A 14,547-nucleotide genomic window follows, 5' to 3' on the forward strand; every position below is an offset into this window, starting at 1 on the left:
CCCTTGATGCTTTGGTGCTTAGTGGCCCAGGTACACGTCGATCACGCGGGGATCAGCCTGTACTTTTTCCATCGACCCTTCGGCCAGAATCTTTCCCTGGTGCATGACGGTCACCTTGTCGGCGATGCGCTTGACGAACTCCATGTCGTGCTCGATGACGATCATGGCGCGGCCCTTGCAGATGCGCTTGAGCAGCTCGGCCGTGAGCTCGCGCTCACGCACGCTCATGCCGGCGATCGGCTCGTCCAGCATCAACAGCTCAGGGTCCTGCATCAGCAGCATGCCGATCTCCAGCCACTGCTTTTGCCCGTGCGAGAGCAGGCCGGCTTCGGTATCCACCTGTCCGTCCAGTCCGATCTCGGCCGCCACGGCCTGCACGCGGGCCTTGACTTCCTCGCTGCGTTTGAAGAACAGCGCACCGAACACACCGCGCCCGCGCGGGAAAGACACTTCCAGGTTCTGGAACACGCTCAGGTTTTCGTAGATGGACGGTGTCTGGAACTTGCGGCCTATGCCGGAGCGCACGATCTGGTATTCGGGCAGTTTCGTCATCTCGGCGTTCTTGAACTTGATGCGACCGTGGCTGGCGCGGGTCTTGCCGCAGATCAGGTCCAGCAGCGTGGTCTTGCCTGCGCCGTTGGGGCCGATGATCACGCGCAGCTCGTTCTGGTCGACGTAGAGGTTCAGGCTGTCGATGGCCTTGAAGCCGTCGAAAGACACGGTCAGGTCTTCGACCGACAGCACGAAGTCGTTGGGGGTCATGGCAGGAGCGATCATGGTGGCTTCCTTGGGTGTTCAGGTCTGCTGGCCGGTCAAGCCAGCGGGCAGCGGGGGCGTTGCTTGGGCCGCAACCGGCGGGGGCGCCATGGGCGGGGCGGCAGGCGGGGCGACTTTCTCGCGGCGCGTGAAGCGCTTGGTCAGCCAGGGTTTGACGCGCTGCGTGTAGACGCCGGCCAGGCCGTCGGGGAAGGCCAGCACCACGCCCAGGAACATGGCGGCCATCAGGAACAGCCAGAGGTCGGGAAAACTCTCGGAGAAATAGGTTTTGCCGAAGTTCACCAGCAGCGCGCCGTAAACCGCGCCCACCAGCGACATGCGCCCGCCCACGGCGGCGAAGATCACCATCTCGATCGACGGCACGATGCCGACCAGAGAGGGCGACATAAAGCCCACCTGCAGGGTGAACATGGCACCGCCCACCGCCGACAGCATGGCCGCAAAGCAGAAGGCGAAAACCCGGAACATGGCCACGTCGTAGCCCGAAAAGCGCACGCGGTCTTCCTTGTCACGCATGGCCAGCAGCAGTGTGCCCAGTTTGCTCTTCTGGATCCAGGTACACAGCACGATGGCGCCCAGCAGCAGGCCGGCGGTGAGGAAGTAGAGGATGTACTTGGCGCTGTCGGTACGTGTGTCCCAGCCCAGGATGGTCTTGAGGTCGGTCATGCCGTTGACGCCGCCGGTGTAGCCCTGCTGGCCGATGATGAGCACCGTGAGGATCAGCGCCACGGCTTGCGTAATGATGGCGAAGTAGACGCCGCCGACACGCCGCTTGAACATGGCGTAGCCGATGATGAAGGCCAGCAGCGTGGGCACGACCAGGATCAGCAGCAGCGTCAGTGGGAATGACTGGAAAGGCTTCCACCAGATCGGCAGCGCGGTGATCTGGTTCCAGTCCATGAAGTCGGGAATGCCGGGTGTGGACTGGATCTTGGTGGTGATGGGGTCGCTGGCTTCAAGCTTCAAAAACATCGCCATGCCGTAGCCGCCCAGGCCGAAGAACACACCCTGGCCCAGGCTCAGCACGCCGCCGTAGCCCCACAGCATCACCAGGCCCAGCGCGACGAAGGAATAACTGAGGTATTTACCCACGAGGTTGAGGCGGAACAGATCCAGCGCCAGCGGAAAGGCCACCAGCAGCACCAGGGCCAGCAGGGCGACGTTGCCCAGGCCGTTGCGCACTATCCATTGCTTGAGGCTGTTCATGAAAAACTCCGGTTGTCTAGGTTGCCGTGGGAATGGAATGAAAACTCAGCGCCGCACCTTGGAGGCGAACAAGCCCTGCGGGCGCAGCATCAAAATCGTCACGATGGTCATCAGCGTCAGCACCTTGGCCATGGAGCCGGTCATGAAGAACTCGGCGATGGACTGGGTCTGCGCGATGCCGAAGGCCGAGACCACGGTGCCCAGCAGGCTGGCCGCGCCGCCGAAGGTGACGACCAGGAAGGCGTCGACGATGTAAAGCGAGCCGCTGGTCGGGCCGGTGGAGCCAATCGTGGTGAAGGCCGCGCCGGCCACGCCGGCGATGCCGCAGCCGATGGCAAAGGTCAGGCGGTCGGTCTTCTTGGTGTTGATGCCGGTGGCGTTGGCCATCACGCGGTTGGCGACGGTGGCGCGCACACGCAGGCCCCAGCGCGACTTGTGCAGCGCGATCAGCACCCCGCAGGTCACCACCAGCGTGAGCGCCATCACGAACAGGCCGTTGATTGGGATGTCCAGGCCGGGCGCCGGCGCCCAGGAGCCCATGAGCCAGTCGGGCAGGGTGGGGCTGACTTCCTTGGCACCGAAGGTAGTGCGGAAGATCTGCTGCATGCCCAGCGACAGGCCCCAGGTGGCTAGCAGGGTATCGAGCGGGCGTTTGTAGAGGTGGCGTATGAAAGCCCATTCGGCCAGCCAGCCGACGGCGAAGGCGAAGATGAAGGCCGCCGCGATGGCGAAGGGAAAGTAGGCCTGCACGAAACCCGGTGCGTAGGTTTCGGACAGGTGTGAAAACAGGTAGATGGTGTAAGCGCCTATGGTCATGAACTCGCCATGCGCCATGTTGATGACGCCCATCTGGCCGAAGATGATGGCCAGTCCCAGGCCCATGAGCAGCAGCACGGAAAACAGGCTGAGCCCGGCAAAGCCTTGCATCAGGCCGATGTTGAGCATTTCGGAAAGATTCATGGCGGGGCTCCGGTGCGGCGGGTGGGTCGAATGCCAAAAAGGCAGGTGTCTGTGAGGAAGAAAAGAAGAAGCCCCTGCCGGCTCACCCAGCCATAGGGCGGAGTGAACCGGTAGGAGCCAGCGTCAACGCTTACTGGTAGCCCTTGGGGAAGGGATTGGGTTCGATCAGTGCCGTTGATTCGGCCACCACCTTGAACTGGCCGTCCGGTTGCGCCTGGCCGATGCGGGCCTTGCTCCACAGGTGATGGTTTTCGTGCAACTTCACGTAACCTTCGGGTGCGGTCTTGAGCTCGATGCCGGTGGAGGCCGCGGCGATCTTGTCCACGTCGAAGCTGCCGGCTTTTTCAACCGTCGCTTTCCACAGCCAGGGGCCGAGGTAGCCGGCCTGTGTCACGTCGCCGATCACCGCATCCTTGCCGTACTTGGCTTTGAAGGCCGTCACAAAAGCCTTGTTGTTGGGGTTGTCCAGCGACTGGAAGTACTTCATCGAAGCGTAGAAGCCCTTCATGTTCTCGCCGCCTATGCCCAGCACCTCGTCTTCGGTGACCGAGATGGTGAGCAGGAACTGCTTGTCTGCCGTCACGCCCGCGGCCTTGAGCTGCTTGTAGAAAGCCACGTTGGAGCCTCCCACCACCGCGATGAAGATGCAGTCGGGCTTGGCGACCTTGATCTTGTTGATCAGCGAGTTGAAGTTGGTGTGGCCCAGCGGGTAGTATTCTTCGCCGACGACCTTGCTGCCGGTGAGGTGGCTTTCAATGTGCTTGCGGCCTATCTTCATCGAGGTGCGCGGCCAGATGTAATCGGATCCGACCAGGAAGAAGGTCTTGGCCTTCTTTTCTTTGGAAGCCCAGTCCAGGCCGTAGAGAATTTGCTGCGTGGCTTCCTGTCCGGTGTAGATCACGTTCTTGCTCTGCTCCAGGCCTTCGTAAAAGGTCGGGTAGTAGAGCATGCCGTTTTCTTTTTCGAAGATGGGCAGCACGGCCTTGCGTGAGGCCGAGGTCCAGCAGCCGAACACGGCGGCGACCTTGTCGTTGACCAGCAGTTTCTTGGATTTTTCGGCGAAGGTCGGCCAGTCGGAGGCGCCGTCTTCCTTGATGACCTTGATCTTGCGGCCCAGCACGCCGCCCATGGCGTTGATCTGGTCGATGGCGAGCTGCTCGGCCTGGATGGAGCCCGTTTCGGAAATCGCCATGGTGCCGGTGGCCGAGTGCAACTGGCCCACGGTCACTTCGGTGTCGGTGACGGCCAGCTTTGTGGTGTTGACCTTGGCTGTGGGAAATTGCTGGGCTTGCGCCCAGCCTGGCAAGCCGGCCAGCGGCAGGGCCGCGGCGACGCCCTGCATGAGGCGGCGGCGGTTGATGAAGGAAGATGGATCGCGATCGTCGTTGGACATGCTGGGCTCCTGCGGTTGGTGAAAAGTGAAAACGTGAAAAGTTGAAGGGGAGAAAACTGACGCAATAAAAAGAGGAAGGCTTACGTTCTGGTCAGGTGAATCATGTTCACAAGGGCTGCGCATCCCTATACGTCAATCAACGTAGCCACCTGTCTTGGTGCGTTGCACCAGATGCGGGCACACTTCTTGCGGAACCTGTTGCAGCCAACCGGCCGTTCGACGGAGATCTCTCTTGACTATCGCCACCCAGAAAATTTTTCGTATTCGACGCGAGTACAACGCGTGGGTGGCCGACGAATCCATCGAGGACTACGCGCTGCGCTACACGCCGCGCGGCTTTCGCAAGTGGTCGGAATGGCGCGTGGGCAACACGGCTTTTGGTGCGGTGTCGTTTCTGGCACTGGAGGCCATAGGCGCGGCCATTGCGCTGAACTACGGCTTTACCAATGCGTTGTGGGCCATCCTGGTGGTGGGGCTGATCACCTTTTTCACCGGCCTGCCCATCAGCTACTACGCGGCGCGTTACGGCGTGGACATGGACCTGCTCACGCGCGGCGCGGGCTTCGGTTACCTGGGCTCCACCATCACATCGCTGATCTACGCGAGCTTCACTTTCATCTTCTTCGCGCTGGAGGCGGCCATCATGGCGCTGGCGCTGCAGATGTACCTCGATATTCCCATTGCCTGGTGTTACGTCATCAGCGCGGTGGTCATCGTGCCCCTGGTGGTGCGCGGCATCACGCTCATCTCGCGCCTACAGATGTGGACACAGCCGCTGTGGGGCGTGCTGCTGCTGTTGCCTTACCTGGCCGTGCTGTGGAAGAACCCGCAGGCTTTTTTCGACTTCACCGGCTTGGCCGGGCGCACGTCGGGCAGCAGCGAGTTCGATCCGCTCATGTTTGGTGCTGCCGCCACGGTGGCGTTCTCGCTTGTGGTGCAGATCGGCGAGCAGGTGGACTTTTTGCGTTTCCTGCCCGAAAAGACCCACGTCAACCGCGTGCGCTGGTGGGGCGCGGTGCTGATGGCGGGGCCGGGCTGGATCGTGCTGGGCATGCTGAAAATGCTGGGCGGCGCCTTTTTGGCTTTTCTGGTGCTGCAGCATGAGTTGCCGGCGGCCAGGGCCATGGAGCCGACGCAGATGTACCTGGCAGGTTTTGCGTATGTCTTCAGCAACCCGGCCTGGGTGCTGGCGGCCACCGTGTTGTTTGTGGTGGTGTCGCAGCTCAAGATCAACCTGACCAACGCCTATGCGGGCTCGCTCGCATGGTCCAACTTTTTTGCGCGCCTCACGCACAGCCATCCGGGCCGCGTCGTGTGGCTGGTCTTTAACGTGACTATCGCCTTGCTGCTGATGACGCTGGATGTGTTCTCGGCGCTGGAAAAGGTGCTGGGGCTTTACGGCAACGTGGCCATCGCCTGGGTCGGCGCGCTGGTGGCCGACCTGATGATCAACAAACCGCTGGGCCTGAGTCCCAAGGGCATCGAGTTCAAGCGCGCGCACCTCTACGACATCAACCCGGTAGGCCTGGGCTCCATGCTGCTGGCCGCCACGGCCGGTGTGTTTGCCTACACCGGCGCCATGGGCCCGCAGGCCGAGGCCTTCTCGCCCTTTATCGCGCTGGGCCTGGCGCTGGTGCTGTCGCCGCTGCTGGCCTGGCTCACCGGCGGGCGTTATTACATCGCGCGCAAGCCGCAGGCCATGGGCGCGCCGGGCCAGATGGTGCATTGCCATGTGTGCGAGAACGCCTTTGAGGCCGAGGACATGGCCAGCTGCCCCGCCTACGGTGCGCCCATCTGCTCGCTGTGCTGCACGCTGGAGTCGCGCTGCCACGATCGCTGCAAGACGCGCTCACGCGCGGCCGAGCAGGCCGAACAGTTTTTAAGCACGCTGCTGCCCGGCGCGCTGTCGGGCCGGGTCAACTTTCGCGTCGGCCACTACATGGTGGTGATGCTGTCGCTGTGCGCGCTGCTGGCCACCGTAATGGGCATGGTGTACACGCAGGAAACGGCTTTCCCGCTGTCGGGCGATCTCTCCGGCCTGCTGCGCTCGGCCTTCGTGAAGGTGTTCGCCATGTTGCTGTTGATCGTCGCTGTCTGCAGCTGGTGGGTGGTGCTCGGCAGCGAAAGCCGGCGCATGGCGCAGGACGAGTCGAACCGGCAGAACCAGCTGCTGTCGCGCGAGATCGAGGCGCACCAGCGCACCGACGCGGCGCTGCAGACCGCCAAGGAAGTGGCCGAGTCGGCCAACCAGGCCAAGACGCGCTATGTGGCCGGCATGACGCACGAGCTGCGCACACCGCTCAACAGCATCCTGGGTTATTCGCAGATTTTGCTCAAAAGCGAGGCGCTGGCCAGCACGCCGCGCGAAGCCGTGCAGACCATACAGCGCAGTGGCGAGCACCTGCTGCAACTGGTCGACGGTTTGCTCGACCTGGCGCGCATCGAGGCCGGCCGGTTGCGGCTGGAGCCGATCCCCGTGCCACTGCCCGACTTCCTCGAAGGCCTGGTCAGCATGGTGCGGCCGCAGGCCGAAGCCAAGGGCGTGGATTTTTTCTATACCCACAGCGGCCGTATGCCGGCCTGGGTGCAAGCCGACGCCAAGCGGCTGCGCCAGATCATCATCAACCTGCTGAGCAATGCGGTGATGTTCACCGACACGGGGAGCGTGAAGCTGCATGTGGACTGTCGGCGCGAGGTGATCCGATTCGACGTGGTGGACACCGGTATAGGCATCGCGCCGCAGGACCAGCAGCGCATCTTCCTGCCTTTTGAACGCGGCGCCGCGGGCCGCCGCCGCGGCGAGCCGGGCACAGGCCTGGGCTTGACCATCACCGGGCTGCTGACCGCGCTGATGGGTGGCGACCTGAGCCTGAAGAGCGAGCCTGACAAGGGCAGCACCTTCAGCGTGCGCCTGTACCTGCGCGAGATCGACGATCCCGGCCCACTGGCCGACCCGCCGCACCAGATCGCCGGCTTCTTCGGCAAGCGCAGGACGCTACTGGTGGTGGACGACCAGCCAGTGCAGCGTCAGATGCTGGCCGGCATGCTCACGCCGCTGGGCTTTGATGTGAAAGAGGCGGCCAGCGGGCTGGAATGCATAGACAGCCTCAAGGACGGCGTGCCCGACGCCATCCTGCTGGACATCAGTATGGACGACCTGGATGGCTGGGAAACCGCGCTGCAGATACGCGGCCGGGGTTATGCCGGGGTGCCCATCATCGTGGTGTCGGCCAATGTGTTCGAGAACCAGGCCTCGCGCCTGAAGGCATCGGGTTGCCAGGCCTTTGTCGGCAAGCCGGTGCTCGAATCCGAGTTGATGGACGCGCTGCAGCGCCACCTGGGGCTGGAGTGGGTGACCTCCGTGGTCTCCCCGGCGCCGCTGGCGAGCCCGGCTGGGGAGAGTTCGCTGGGCCTGCCCGAGGAGGCCCGCGCGGGGTTAATACGGCTGGTGAAGCTGGGCCACGTGCACGGCCTGCACCGCCTGCTGGACCGCGTCGCGACCGAAGACCCCACGCTGGCCGCCAGTTGCGCGCGGCTGCGCGGCTTTGTGAGCCGCTGCGAGCTTGAGTTGCTGCTCGATCATTTGACGGAGGGCGTCGATGCTTGAAGCCGCTGAAGAACAACGCCCTGTCGTGCTGGTGGTGGACGACGCTCCCAGCAGCCTGGGCATGCTCTGCGACACGCTGGAAGGCGAGGGCTACACCGTGCTGGTGGCGCGCGACGGCGATTCGGCGCTGCAGCGCCTGGAGCTGGTCGCGCCTGACGCCATCCTGCTGGACGCCGTCATGCCCGGCCTCTCGGGCTTTGACACCTGCCGGCAGATCAAGGCCAACCCCGCCATGGCGCACATCCCGGTGATCTTCATGACAGGCTTGTCGGAGACGCCGCACGTGCTGGAAGGTTTTGCCTGCGGCGGTGTCGACTACGTCGTCAAGCCGCTGCGCGCGCAGGAAGTGGTGGCGCGCCTGCACACCCATACGCGCAATGCGCGCATTACGCGGCTGGCGCGTGAGGCCGTGGACGTGGCCGGCTTCGGCGTGGTGCTGGTCGATGCGCGCGGGCGCATCGCTTGGCGATCGCCCCAGGCGGCCCTGTGGCTGCAAGGCGCCGGAGGCGGTGTGCAGCCGGGGCGGTTGCCCGATGCGGTCCATGCGGCGCTGGAAGGCGACACCGATGAGGTGCTGCTGGCCCTGGCCGGCGTGCAGCTGTCGGTGCGCAACATGGGCCGGGTCGGCATAGGCGAAACCATGCTGTTGCTGGAGCAGCGCGGTGCGAATGTCGCCTCGCCCTCGCGCCTGGCCAATGCCGCGTTGACGCCGCGGGAAACCGAGGTCCTCTCATGGCTGGCCAAGGGCAAGACCAACCGCGACATCGGCGACATCCTGGGCATGAGCCATCGCACGGTGAACAAGCACCTGGAGCACATTTTTGAAAAGCTGGGCGTGGAAACACGGGCAGCAGCCGCGGCACTGGCGACCGGGCATGTCTTTTAAGCCGGCCCAAGCCCTGCCTGGGCGAAAAAAACTTTTTTTTGGCGCGTTCAATGAACCTGCGCGGTTGCGACGGGAATCTCCAGGATGAACGATGCGCCCTGCCCGGGGCCGTCGCTGTGGACTTGCAAGCTACCGCCCATTTCCTGCGCGGCCAGAACGCAGCTGTGCAGACCAAAGCCATGCCCGTTTTTGCGAGTGGTAAAGCCGTGGGAGAAAACGCGCGTCAGGTTCTCCGGTGCAATGCCTTCCCCGTTGTCCGTCACCGTGATGCGCAGAACGGGCCCTTCCAGCAAAACAGCATTGAGCGTAATGAACGGGCGCCTGTCTGTAATCGTGCCAAAAGCCTGCTTGGCGTTGCTGATCAGGTTCACCAGAACCTGCAAAACGCGTTGCCGATCCAGCAAAAGGGTGGGCAACGTTGCGTATTTTTTTTCAACATCCACTTTGTGGCGCGTCAGTGCATCCGCATTCATGCGCAGCGCGTCGTCCAGCAACTCATCCACCTTGGCGGATTCGACGACACGCGGGGTGCCTGCGTATGATTGCTGGGTCGCGATGACCTGTTTGATGTGGTCCACACTGCTGCAAAGTGCGTCGAGTTCTTTCGCGATGGATTCATGCTCTGCCTCCAGTGTCCGCGCCAACTCGCGCAGATAGGCGGGTAACAGCTTGCCCTTGCTGTCCCGCGTCAAAAACTCCCCCAAATCCCCGATGTGGGCGTCCATCAAACCCACAGAGCGGGCGAGCCCCTTGAGCTTGGACGTCCGCAACTGGCTGCCAATCAATTCGGCCGACACGTTGACGCTGTTGAGAACGTTCCCCACGTTGTGCAACACGTTGGTTGCGATCTCTGCCATGCCCGCCAGGCGCGCCGTGGTGAGCAGCTGGGCTTGAACCTCTTCAATTTTTCGTTCCGCTTCCTTCAATTCGGATATGTTTTTCGAAGTCCCGAAGGTCCCGATCAGTGTGCCGTTCCTGTCTCTCCAGGGGCCTTTGGTGGTGAGGTACCAGACGACACGCCCATCAGGATGAACGGTTTTTTCGCTCTTTTCGAGGATGGGCTTCCCCGTCCGGATAATCTCTTCCTCGTCGTGGCTAAATTCACTCGCCCTGTCCTGGCCGTAAATGTCTGCATCGGTTTTACCAATCACATACTTTTCAAACTCCTCCACACTGGCCAAATGCGGTGGAAGTGTCTCCTCACCCATGTCCGGATGTGCTGCGCGATAGCGGCTGATCGATAGCCGCAGGAGGTTGTGAACCTCCGAGCGGCTGACTTTTACCAAACGTGATTTCAGATCTTTGAAGAAGATGGAATCTGGTGAGCTCTCCATCAGCGTAGCCAGCAAATCACGGTGATGCGCCAGCGCTGCTTCAGTCTGCTTCAGGGCAGTAATGTCCTTGGAAATACCGAAGGTACCAATGATGGCTCCGGCTTTGTTGCGCAGCGGCATCTTTGTACTCAGCTTCCAGGATTCATCGCGTCCGTCTTTCCAGGTTTCCTTCTCCACTTTGCCGATGATCGGCTGACCTGTGCGCAGGATTTCCTGTTCATCCTCGTAGGCGGGGCGCGCATGCTCTTCGGAAAAAAAATCGTGATCCGTCTTGCCCACCAGCTCCTCCGGTGATGCCCCAAACTGCAGCGCCTGTGCCTTGCTGCATTTGAGAAAGCGGGACTGCGCATCCTTGAAATAAATGTGATCGGGAGCGTTGTCCAGAAGCGTGCGCAACAAATCCTGCTCGTTGATCTGGGAGGCAGCCGCCGCGCTCCCCTTCTCCGTGGCATCCGCCTCTGGGTGCCCGCCTGGATGAGACCCGGCGAGTTGTTGCAAATGCCACTTCTCTGCCAGGGAGTATGCCGATTGGATGACTTCTACGGGATCATGCGGCGTCTTGAGCACCAGCCACCTGCTATTCATGGCTCCCATGGCTGCGAACAGTGCATCAGAAGAAAAATCCAGTCGCTCCGCGCAAAGCACTATCTGGACTCCCGGATCAAGCGCCCATATTTGAGGTGCTATTTCGAGCGCATTTCCTCCAGCCGTACCAGAAACACCGATAAATGCCACGGTGTAGGGGCGCGAAGCCAGAAGCGACTGTTGTACCAGGGCCAGCGCCTCGCGCGCGTCGCGGGCACCATCCAGTTCGAATTTCCCTTGCACATTCTCATCTTCAACAAGCATGTTGTGGAAGGCATCGTGAATGCCGGGGCTGCTGTCCACGACAAGAATGCGGTCCTTGTTGTGGGTAGATCTTGTTTTCATAGTGGGGCGCCTCGCCTGAACCGGCTTTAGATATGGGACAACGGCACTTCCGCTTGAGCTTGTGCCTGTTATAGGGGCAACGTTACGCGGAATGCGGTGTCTTGACCAGCGGCACTTTCCCCGTCCATGCGTCCGCGGCGCTTTTATCGGATTGTGGGGCAGCGATAGTCCTCAGCCCGTGCCTTTTGCCAACTGGCCCCTTGGTGAGGAAGGGCTGACTGCTTCCGGACTGGCGGTCAATGGGGATGGCACTCCAACCCCAACTTACAATCACAGCCACAACAGGAGCCCCATCCCATGAGCATCAAGAGCGATAAATGGATACGCCGCATGTCCGAACAGCACGGCATGATCGAGCCTTTTGAACCCGGCCAGATCCGCCAGCGGGACGGCCAGAAGATCATCAGCTACGGCACCAGCAGCTACGGCTATGACATCCGCTGCGCGCCTGAATTCAAGGTTTTCACCAACATCCATAGCACGGTGGTGGATCCGAAAAACTTCGACGAAAAAAGTTTTGTCGACTTCCACGGTGACAGCTGCATCATCCCGCCCAACAGCTTTGCGTTGGCCCGCACCATGGAGTACTTCCGCATCCCGCGCAATGTGCTGACCATCTGCCTGGGAAAAAGCACCTATGCGCGCTGCGGCATCATTGTCAACGTCACGCCGTTTGAGCCCGAATGGGAAGGTTATGTAACGCTGGAGTTCTCCAACACCACGCCGCTGCCCGCCAAGATTTACGCGGGTGAGGGCTGCGCGCAGGTGCTGTTCTTCGAGAGCGACAAGGACGACGTCTGCGAGGTCAGCTACAAGGACCGCGGCGGCAAGTACCAGGGGCAGGTTGGGGTGACCTTGCCGAAGGCGTAACGGACATCTACACGACTGATTTGGACGGACGCCTGCAAAGGGCGTCCGTTTTCGTTTCTGCCCTCTACAGCCTCAGGGTTTGGCGACCTGGGGGCGGCTGGCAAAGCCGCTCATGTATTTGATGGCGTCGCCAATGGTGTCGCGCCACACCGGCCATTCATGGTCGCCGTCGACGACGCGGTACTCCACCAGCTTGGGCTGGTATTCAAACAATTTCTGGAACAGGCCGGCCGAGTGGTAGGCAATGGAAAAGGTGTCGTGGTCGCCGCTGTTGATGTACAGGGGTACCACGATTTTTTTGCTTTTGTAGGCTTCCCAGCTGGCGGTGTAGTTCAGGCGGTCCCACGAGGCCTGGTCAAATTTGCCGCCTGCCTGGAACGGCGCCACCTGCATGGCCGAAGAGTGGCCCGGGGGTGTCGGTGAATAGATCGCCGGGCTCAACGCCGCGGCGGAAACAAACAGCTCGGGGTACTTGAAAACGGCGTTCACCGTGCCGAAACCGCCGGCGGACAGCCCTGCGATCATGCGGCCTTCACGCGCGGTGATGGTCCTGAAGTTGGTGTCGATGTGCGGGATGAGCTCCTTGATGAGCGCGGTCTCGGCCTTGTCCTTGTTGCCGTCCACCCACCAGGTGGAGCCGCCGCCCGGCATCACGATGATGGCCGGCTGGACGCGGCCTTCCCTGACCAGCGTGTCCATGGTCGCCTGCACCTGGCCTTTGACCGGCCAGTCATTGTGGTCGCCGCCGTTGCCGTGCAGCAGAAACAGCACCGGGTAGCGCAGCCGGCCGCTCTCATAGCCGTCCGGCAGGTAAATGGTGTAGCGGTAGTCTGCGCTCAAGGCCTTTGAGTTGAAGGACCTGACGGTGACCTCGCTGGCAAACGACAGCGGTGCGCCAGCCGCAACAAGCGCCAGTAAAAACCAGCCCAGCAGTTTGCGAATCGACTTGAACCCCATGCCTGTCTCCATCTTGAGCTCCTTGTTGTGTGAGGGCAAGTATCCGGTAAATCCCGGACGCATGAAAGCGCTCTCACGCAGCGGCTCAACGGATGCCCCGGGGGCGGGACTGGGCCTCGGTGAACCTTGCTACTTGACCAGCAACACCGGAATCTCGCACTCGGCGACCACGCGCTGGGCCACGCTGCCGATCAGCGCGCGGCTGAGCAGGCCCTGGCCGTGTGTGCCCATCACGATAAGGTGCACTTTTTCGCGCTTGGCGGCACGCAGTATTTCAGCGGTGGGCGAGCCAACCACGGCGAGAGTTCTAAACGCCATCTTGTGGCGCTGGAGGAAACGCTCGATCGGCGCCAGCACCTTTTGCGATTCTTCGGCGTGGTAGGCGGTGACGTTGGCCGAACCCAGCATGGTCTTGACGCGCCCCGGCACGGGAGCCTGCACATTGATCACCACCACTTCGCCTTCGGTACCGGCGAGTTCATCGTGGTTGACCAGAAAGGCCAGGGCCTTTTTGGTGTATTTGCTGCCATCGGCGGCGAACAGAATCTTCATGGTTTTTCTCCGGTGTGATCGGATCAGCGTAACACCAGCGCCCTCGTACTGCTGTAGGTGAGCGCCTGTTTTCGTCTTGCAGTCCGGGGAAAATGGCTTGGCTCCAGGTGCCGACTTGGCGCCGTTCAAGCCAGCGCTGTCCGTGCCGCGGCCAAGTCCCAGCCTGCCCAGCCGCAGCTTTTAAACAGCACCGGCCCGGCGGGCTTTTTGGTGTCCTGGCGTATCACATCGCCTAGGCTGGCGAAGCGGGCCACGTCCAGTCCGGCCTGCAGCAGGTCCCCTGCCTCGTGGATGGCATCAGCCGTGTCGACAAACACCGAACCCTTCGCCGCGAAGTATTGGCATAACGCGGCGCTCAGTTCCATCATGGCAGGGGTGAAAGCCCCAACGGCGCTGATGAAGCCGTCAGGCCGGGGTAGCGCGCTGAGGACTACGGCGGCAGCCGGCGTGCAGGTAACGGCCAGCGGGCAGTCGGCCAGCGCAGCATCGGCGTCGTGCACCACGCGGGCGTTCACGCCCAGCGCCTCTGCATGCTGCACCAGGGCCTGGGCGCTGGCGTAGCTGCGCGAAGCGATGCGAAATTCGTGCACGCCCAGGCCTTCGGCATAAGCCTCCAGATGCGCAAGTCCCTGGACACCGGCACCGACGATGAGCATGGGGCCGTGCGTGTTGGGCGCCAGCCGCTGCGCGGCCAGCAGTGAGACGGCTGCCGTGCGCCGGGCGGTGACGGTGGGCCCGTCGAGCATCAGCCGGCGACTGCCGGTGGCCACGTCAAACACCACAACGTCGCCCTGGATAGTGGGTCGGCCGGTGCCGGCATTGCCAGGCGTGAAGGTGATCAGTTTGGTGATCGCGGTGCGGTCGTCCAGCGCCGGCATCACAAACAGGCTGCCGCCCCCGGGCAGGGGTTGCACCACGCGCGGCGGCACCTGGACGGAACTGTCCTTGAGCAGGTGCGTCAGCTCGCTGACCAGCAATGGGTAAGGCAGGCGGGCGGCGGTCTGGGCGGGGTTAAGCAGGGTGGGCGTCATGGGGCGATGGTAAAGCGAGCAGGGAAGTGGAAGGGCGGGACGAG

The 14,547-nt window shown here is 62.3% G+C and carries 11 protein-coding genes; 3 read left to right on the forward strand and 8 right to left on the reverse strand.

What is annotated here, in order from left to right:
• Window positions 1–18: 18 nt before the first annotated feature.
• From urtD to urtA, 4 genes are all read right to left on the reverse strand, one after another.
• Window positions 19–762, reverse strand: coding sequence for an urea ABC transporter ATP-binding protein UrtD (gene urtD, locus AC1DU8_RS04775; RefSeq protein WP_457280956.1), 744 nt, complete (start codon window positions 760–762; stop codon window positions 19–21).
• A 33-nt stretch (window positions 763–795) separates the two neighbouring features.
• A complete protein-coding gene (gene urtC, locus AC1DU8_RS04780; protein ID WP_457279866.1) occupies window positions 796–1,983 on the reverse strand; it encodes an urea ABC transporter permease subunit UrtC in 1,188 nt (395 codons plus the stop codon).
• 45 nt (window positions 1,984–2,028) lie between these two features.
• On the reverse strand, window positions 2,029–2,943 hold the full coding sequence (gene urtB / locus AC1DU8_RS04785) for an urea ABC transporter permease subunit UrtB (RefSeq protein WP_457279867.1): 915 nt from the start codon (window positions 2,941–2,943) through the stop codon (window positions 2,029–2,031).
• A gap of 130 nt (window positions 2,944–3,073) precedes the next feature.
• A complete protein-coding gene (urtA, locus tag AC1DU8_RS04790) occupies window positions 3,074–4,336 on the reverse strand; it encodes an urea ABC transporter substrate-binding protein (RefSeq protein WP_457279868.1) in 1,263 nt (420 codons plus the stop codon).
• A 232-nt stretch (window positions 4,337–4,568) separates the two neighbouring features.
• Here urtA and AC1DU8_RS04795 point away from each other — a divergent pair, with 232 nt between their 5' ends.
• Window positions 4,569–7,943, forward strand: a complete 3,375-nt coding sequence (locus AC1DU8_RS04795) for a hybrid sensor histidine kinase/response regulator (RefSeq protein WP_457279869.1) — start codon at window positions 4,569–4,571, stop codon at window positions 7,941–7,943.
• A complete protein-coding gene (locus AC1DU8_RS04800; protein WP_457279870.1) occupies window positions 7,936–8,829 on the forward strand; it encodes a response regulator in 894 nt (297 codons plus the stop codon). Before AC1DU8_RS04795 ends, AC1DU8_RS04800 begins: the two co-directional genes overlap by 8 nt.
• A 47-nt stretch (window positions 8,830–8,876) precedes the next feature.
• Here AC1DU8_RS04800 and AC1DU8_RS04805 read toward each other — a convergent pair whose 3' ends face one another.
• Entirely contained in the window at window positions 8,877–11,093 is a 2,217-nt protein-coding gene (locus tag AC1DU8_RS04805; RefSeq protein WP_457279871.1) for a PAS domain-containing protein, read from the reverse strand.
• Window positions 11,094–11,390: 297 nt separating this feature from the next.
• Between AC1DU8_RS04805 and dcd the strand changes: the two genes are divergently transcribed.
• Window positions 11,391–11,963: a dCTP deaminase gene (gene dcd / locus AC1DU8_RS04810; protein ID WP_457279872.1), complete on the forward strand. Its 573-nt coding sequence runs from the start codon at window positions 11,391–11,393 to the stop codon at window positions 11,961–11,963.
• A 72-nt stretch (window positions 11,964–12,035) separates the two neighbouring features.
• On the opposite strand, the gene AC1DU8_RS04815 is transcribed toward dcd, so the two are convergent.
• From AC1DU8_RS04815 to AC1DU8_RS04825, 3 genes are all read right to left on the reverse strand, one after another.
• Window positions 12,036–12,932, reverse strand: a complete 897-nt coding sequence (locus AC1DU8_RS04815; protein WP_477726491.1) for an alpha/beta hydrolase — start codon at window positions 12,930–12,932, stop codon at window positions 12,036–12,038.
• A 117-nt stretch (window positions 12,933–13,049) separates the two neighbouring features.
• The gene (locus tag AC1DU8_RS04820; RefSeq protein WP_457279874.1) at window positions 13,050–13,472 is read right to left on the reverse strand and encodes a universal stress protein; all 423 of its coding nucleotides are present in this window, start codon (window positions 13,470–13,472) and stop codon (window positions 13,050–13,052) included.
• A gap of 125 nt (window positions 13,473–13,597) precedes the next feature.
• Window positions 13,598–14,503 carry a delta(1)-pyrroline-2-carboxylate reductase family protein gene (locus AC1DU8_RS04825; protein ID WP_457279875.1) on the reverse strand — a complete coding sequence of 302 codons (906 nt, stop codon included), beginning with the start codon at window positions 14,501–14,503 and terminating at the stop codon, window positions 13,598–13,600.
• Between the last annotated feature and the right edge of the window lie 44 nt (window positions 14,504–14,547).

The organism is Polaromonas sp. P3_A5 (assembly GCF_056403055.1).

Coding starts and splice junctions, on each gene's coding strand:
- urtA (WP_457279868.1), bottom strand. CDS start 4,336: ATGTCCAACGACGATCGCGATCCATCTTCCTTCATCAACCGCCGCCGC.
- AC1DU8_RS04800 (WP_457279870.1), top strand. CDS start 7,936: ATGCTTGAAGCCGCTGAAGAACAACGCCCTGTCGTGCTGGTGGTGGAC.
- AC1DU8_RS04825 (WP_457279875.1), bottom strand. CDS start 14,503: ATGACGCCCACCCTGCTTAACCCCGCCCAGACCGCCGCCCGCCTGCCT.
- dcd (WP_457279872.1), top strand. CDS start 11,391: ATGAGCATCAAGAGCGATAAATGGATACGCCGCATGTCCGAACAGCAC.
- AC1DU8_RS04820 (WP_457279874.1), bottom strand. CDS start 13,472: ATGAAGATTCTGTTCGCCGCCGATGGCAGCAAATACACCAAAAAGGCC.
- urtB (WP_457279867.1), bottom strand. CDS start 2,943: ATGAATCTTTCCGAAATGCTCAACATCGGCCTGATGCAAGGCTTTGCC.
- AC1DU8_RS04805 (WP_457279871.1), bottom strand. CDS start 11,093: ATGAAAACAAGATCTACCCACAACAAGGACCGCATTCTTGTCGTGGAC.
- urtD (WP_457280956.1), bottom strand. CDS start 762: ATGACCCCCAACGACTTCGTGCTGTCGGTCGAAGACCTGACCGTGTCT.
- AC1DU8_RS04815 (WP_477726491.1), bottom strand. CDS start 12,932: ATGGAGACAGGCATGGGGTTCAAGTCGATTCGCAAACTGCTGGGCTGG.
- urtC (WP_457279866.1), bottom strand. CDS start 1,983: ATGAACAGCCTCAAGCAATGGATAGTGCGCAACGGCCTGGGCAACGTC.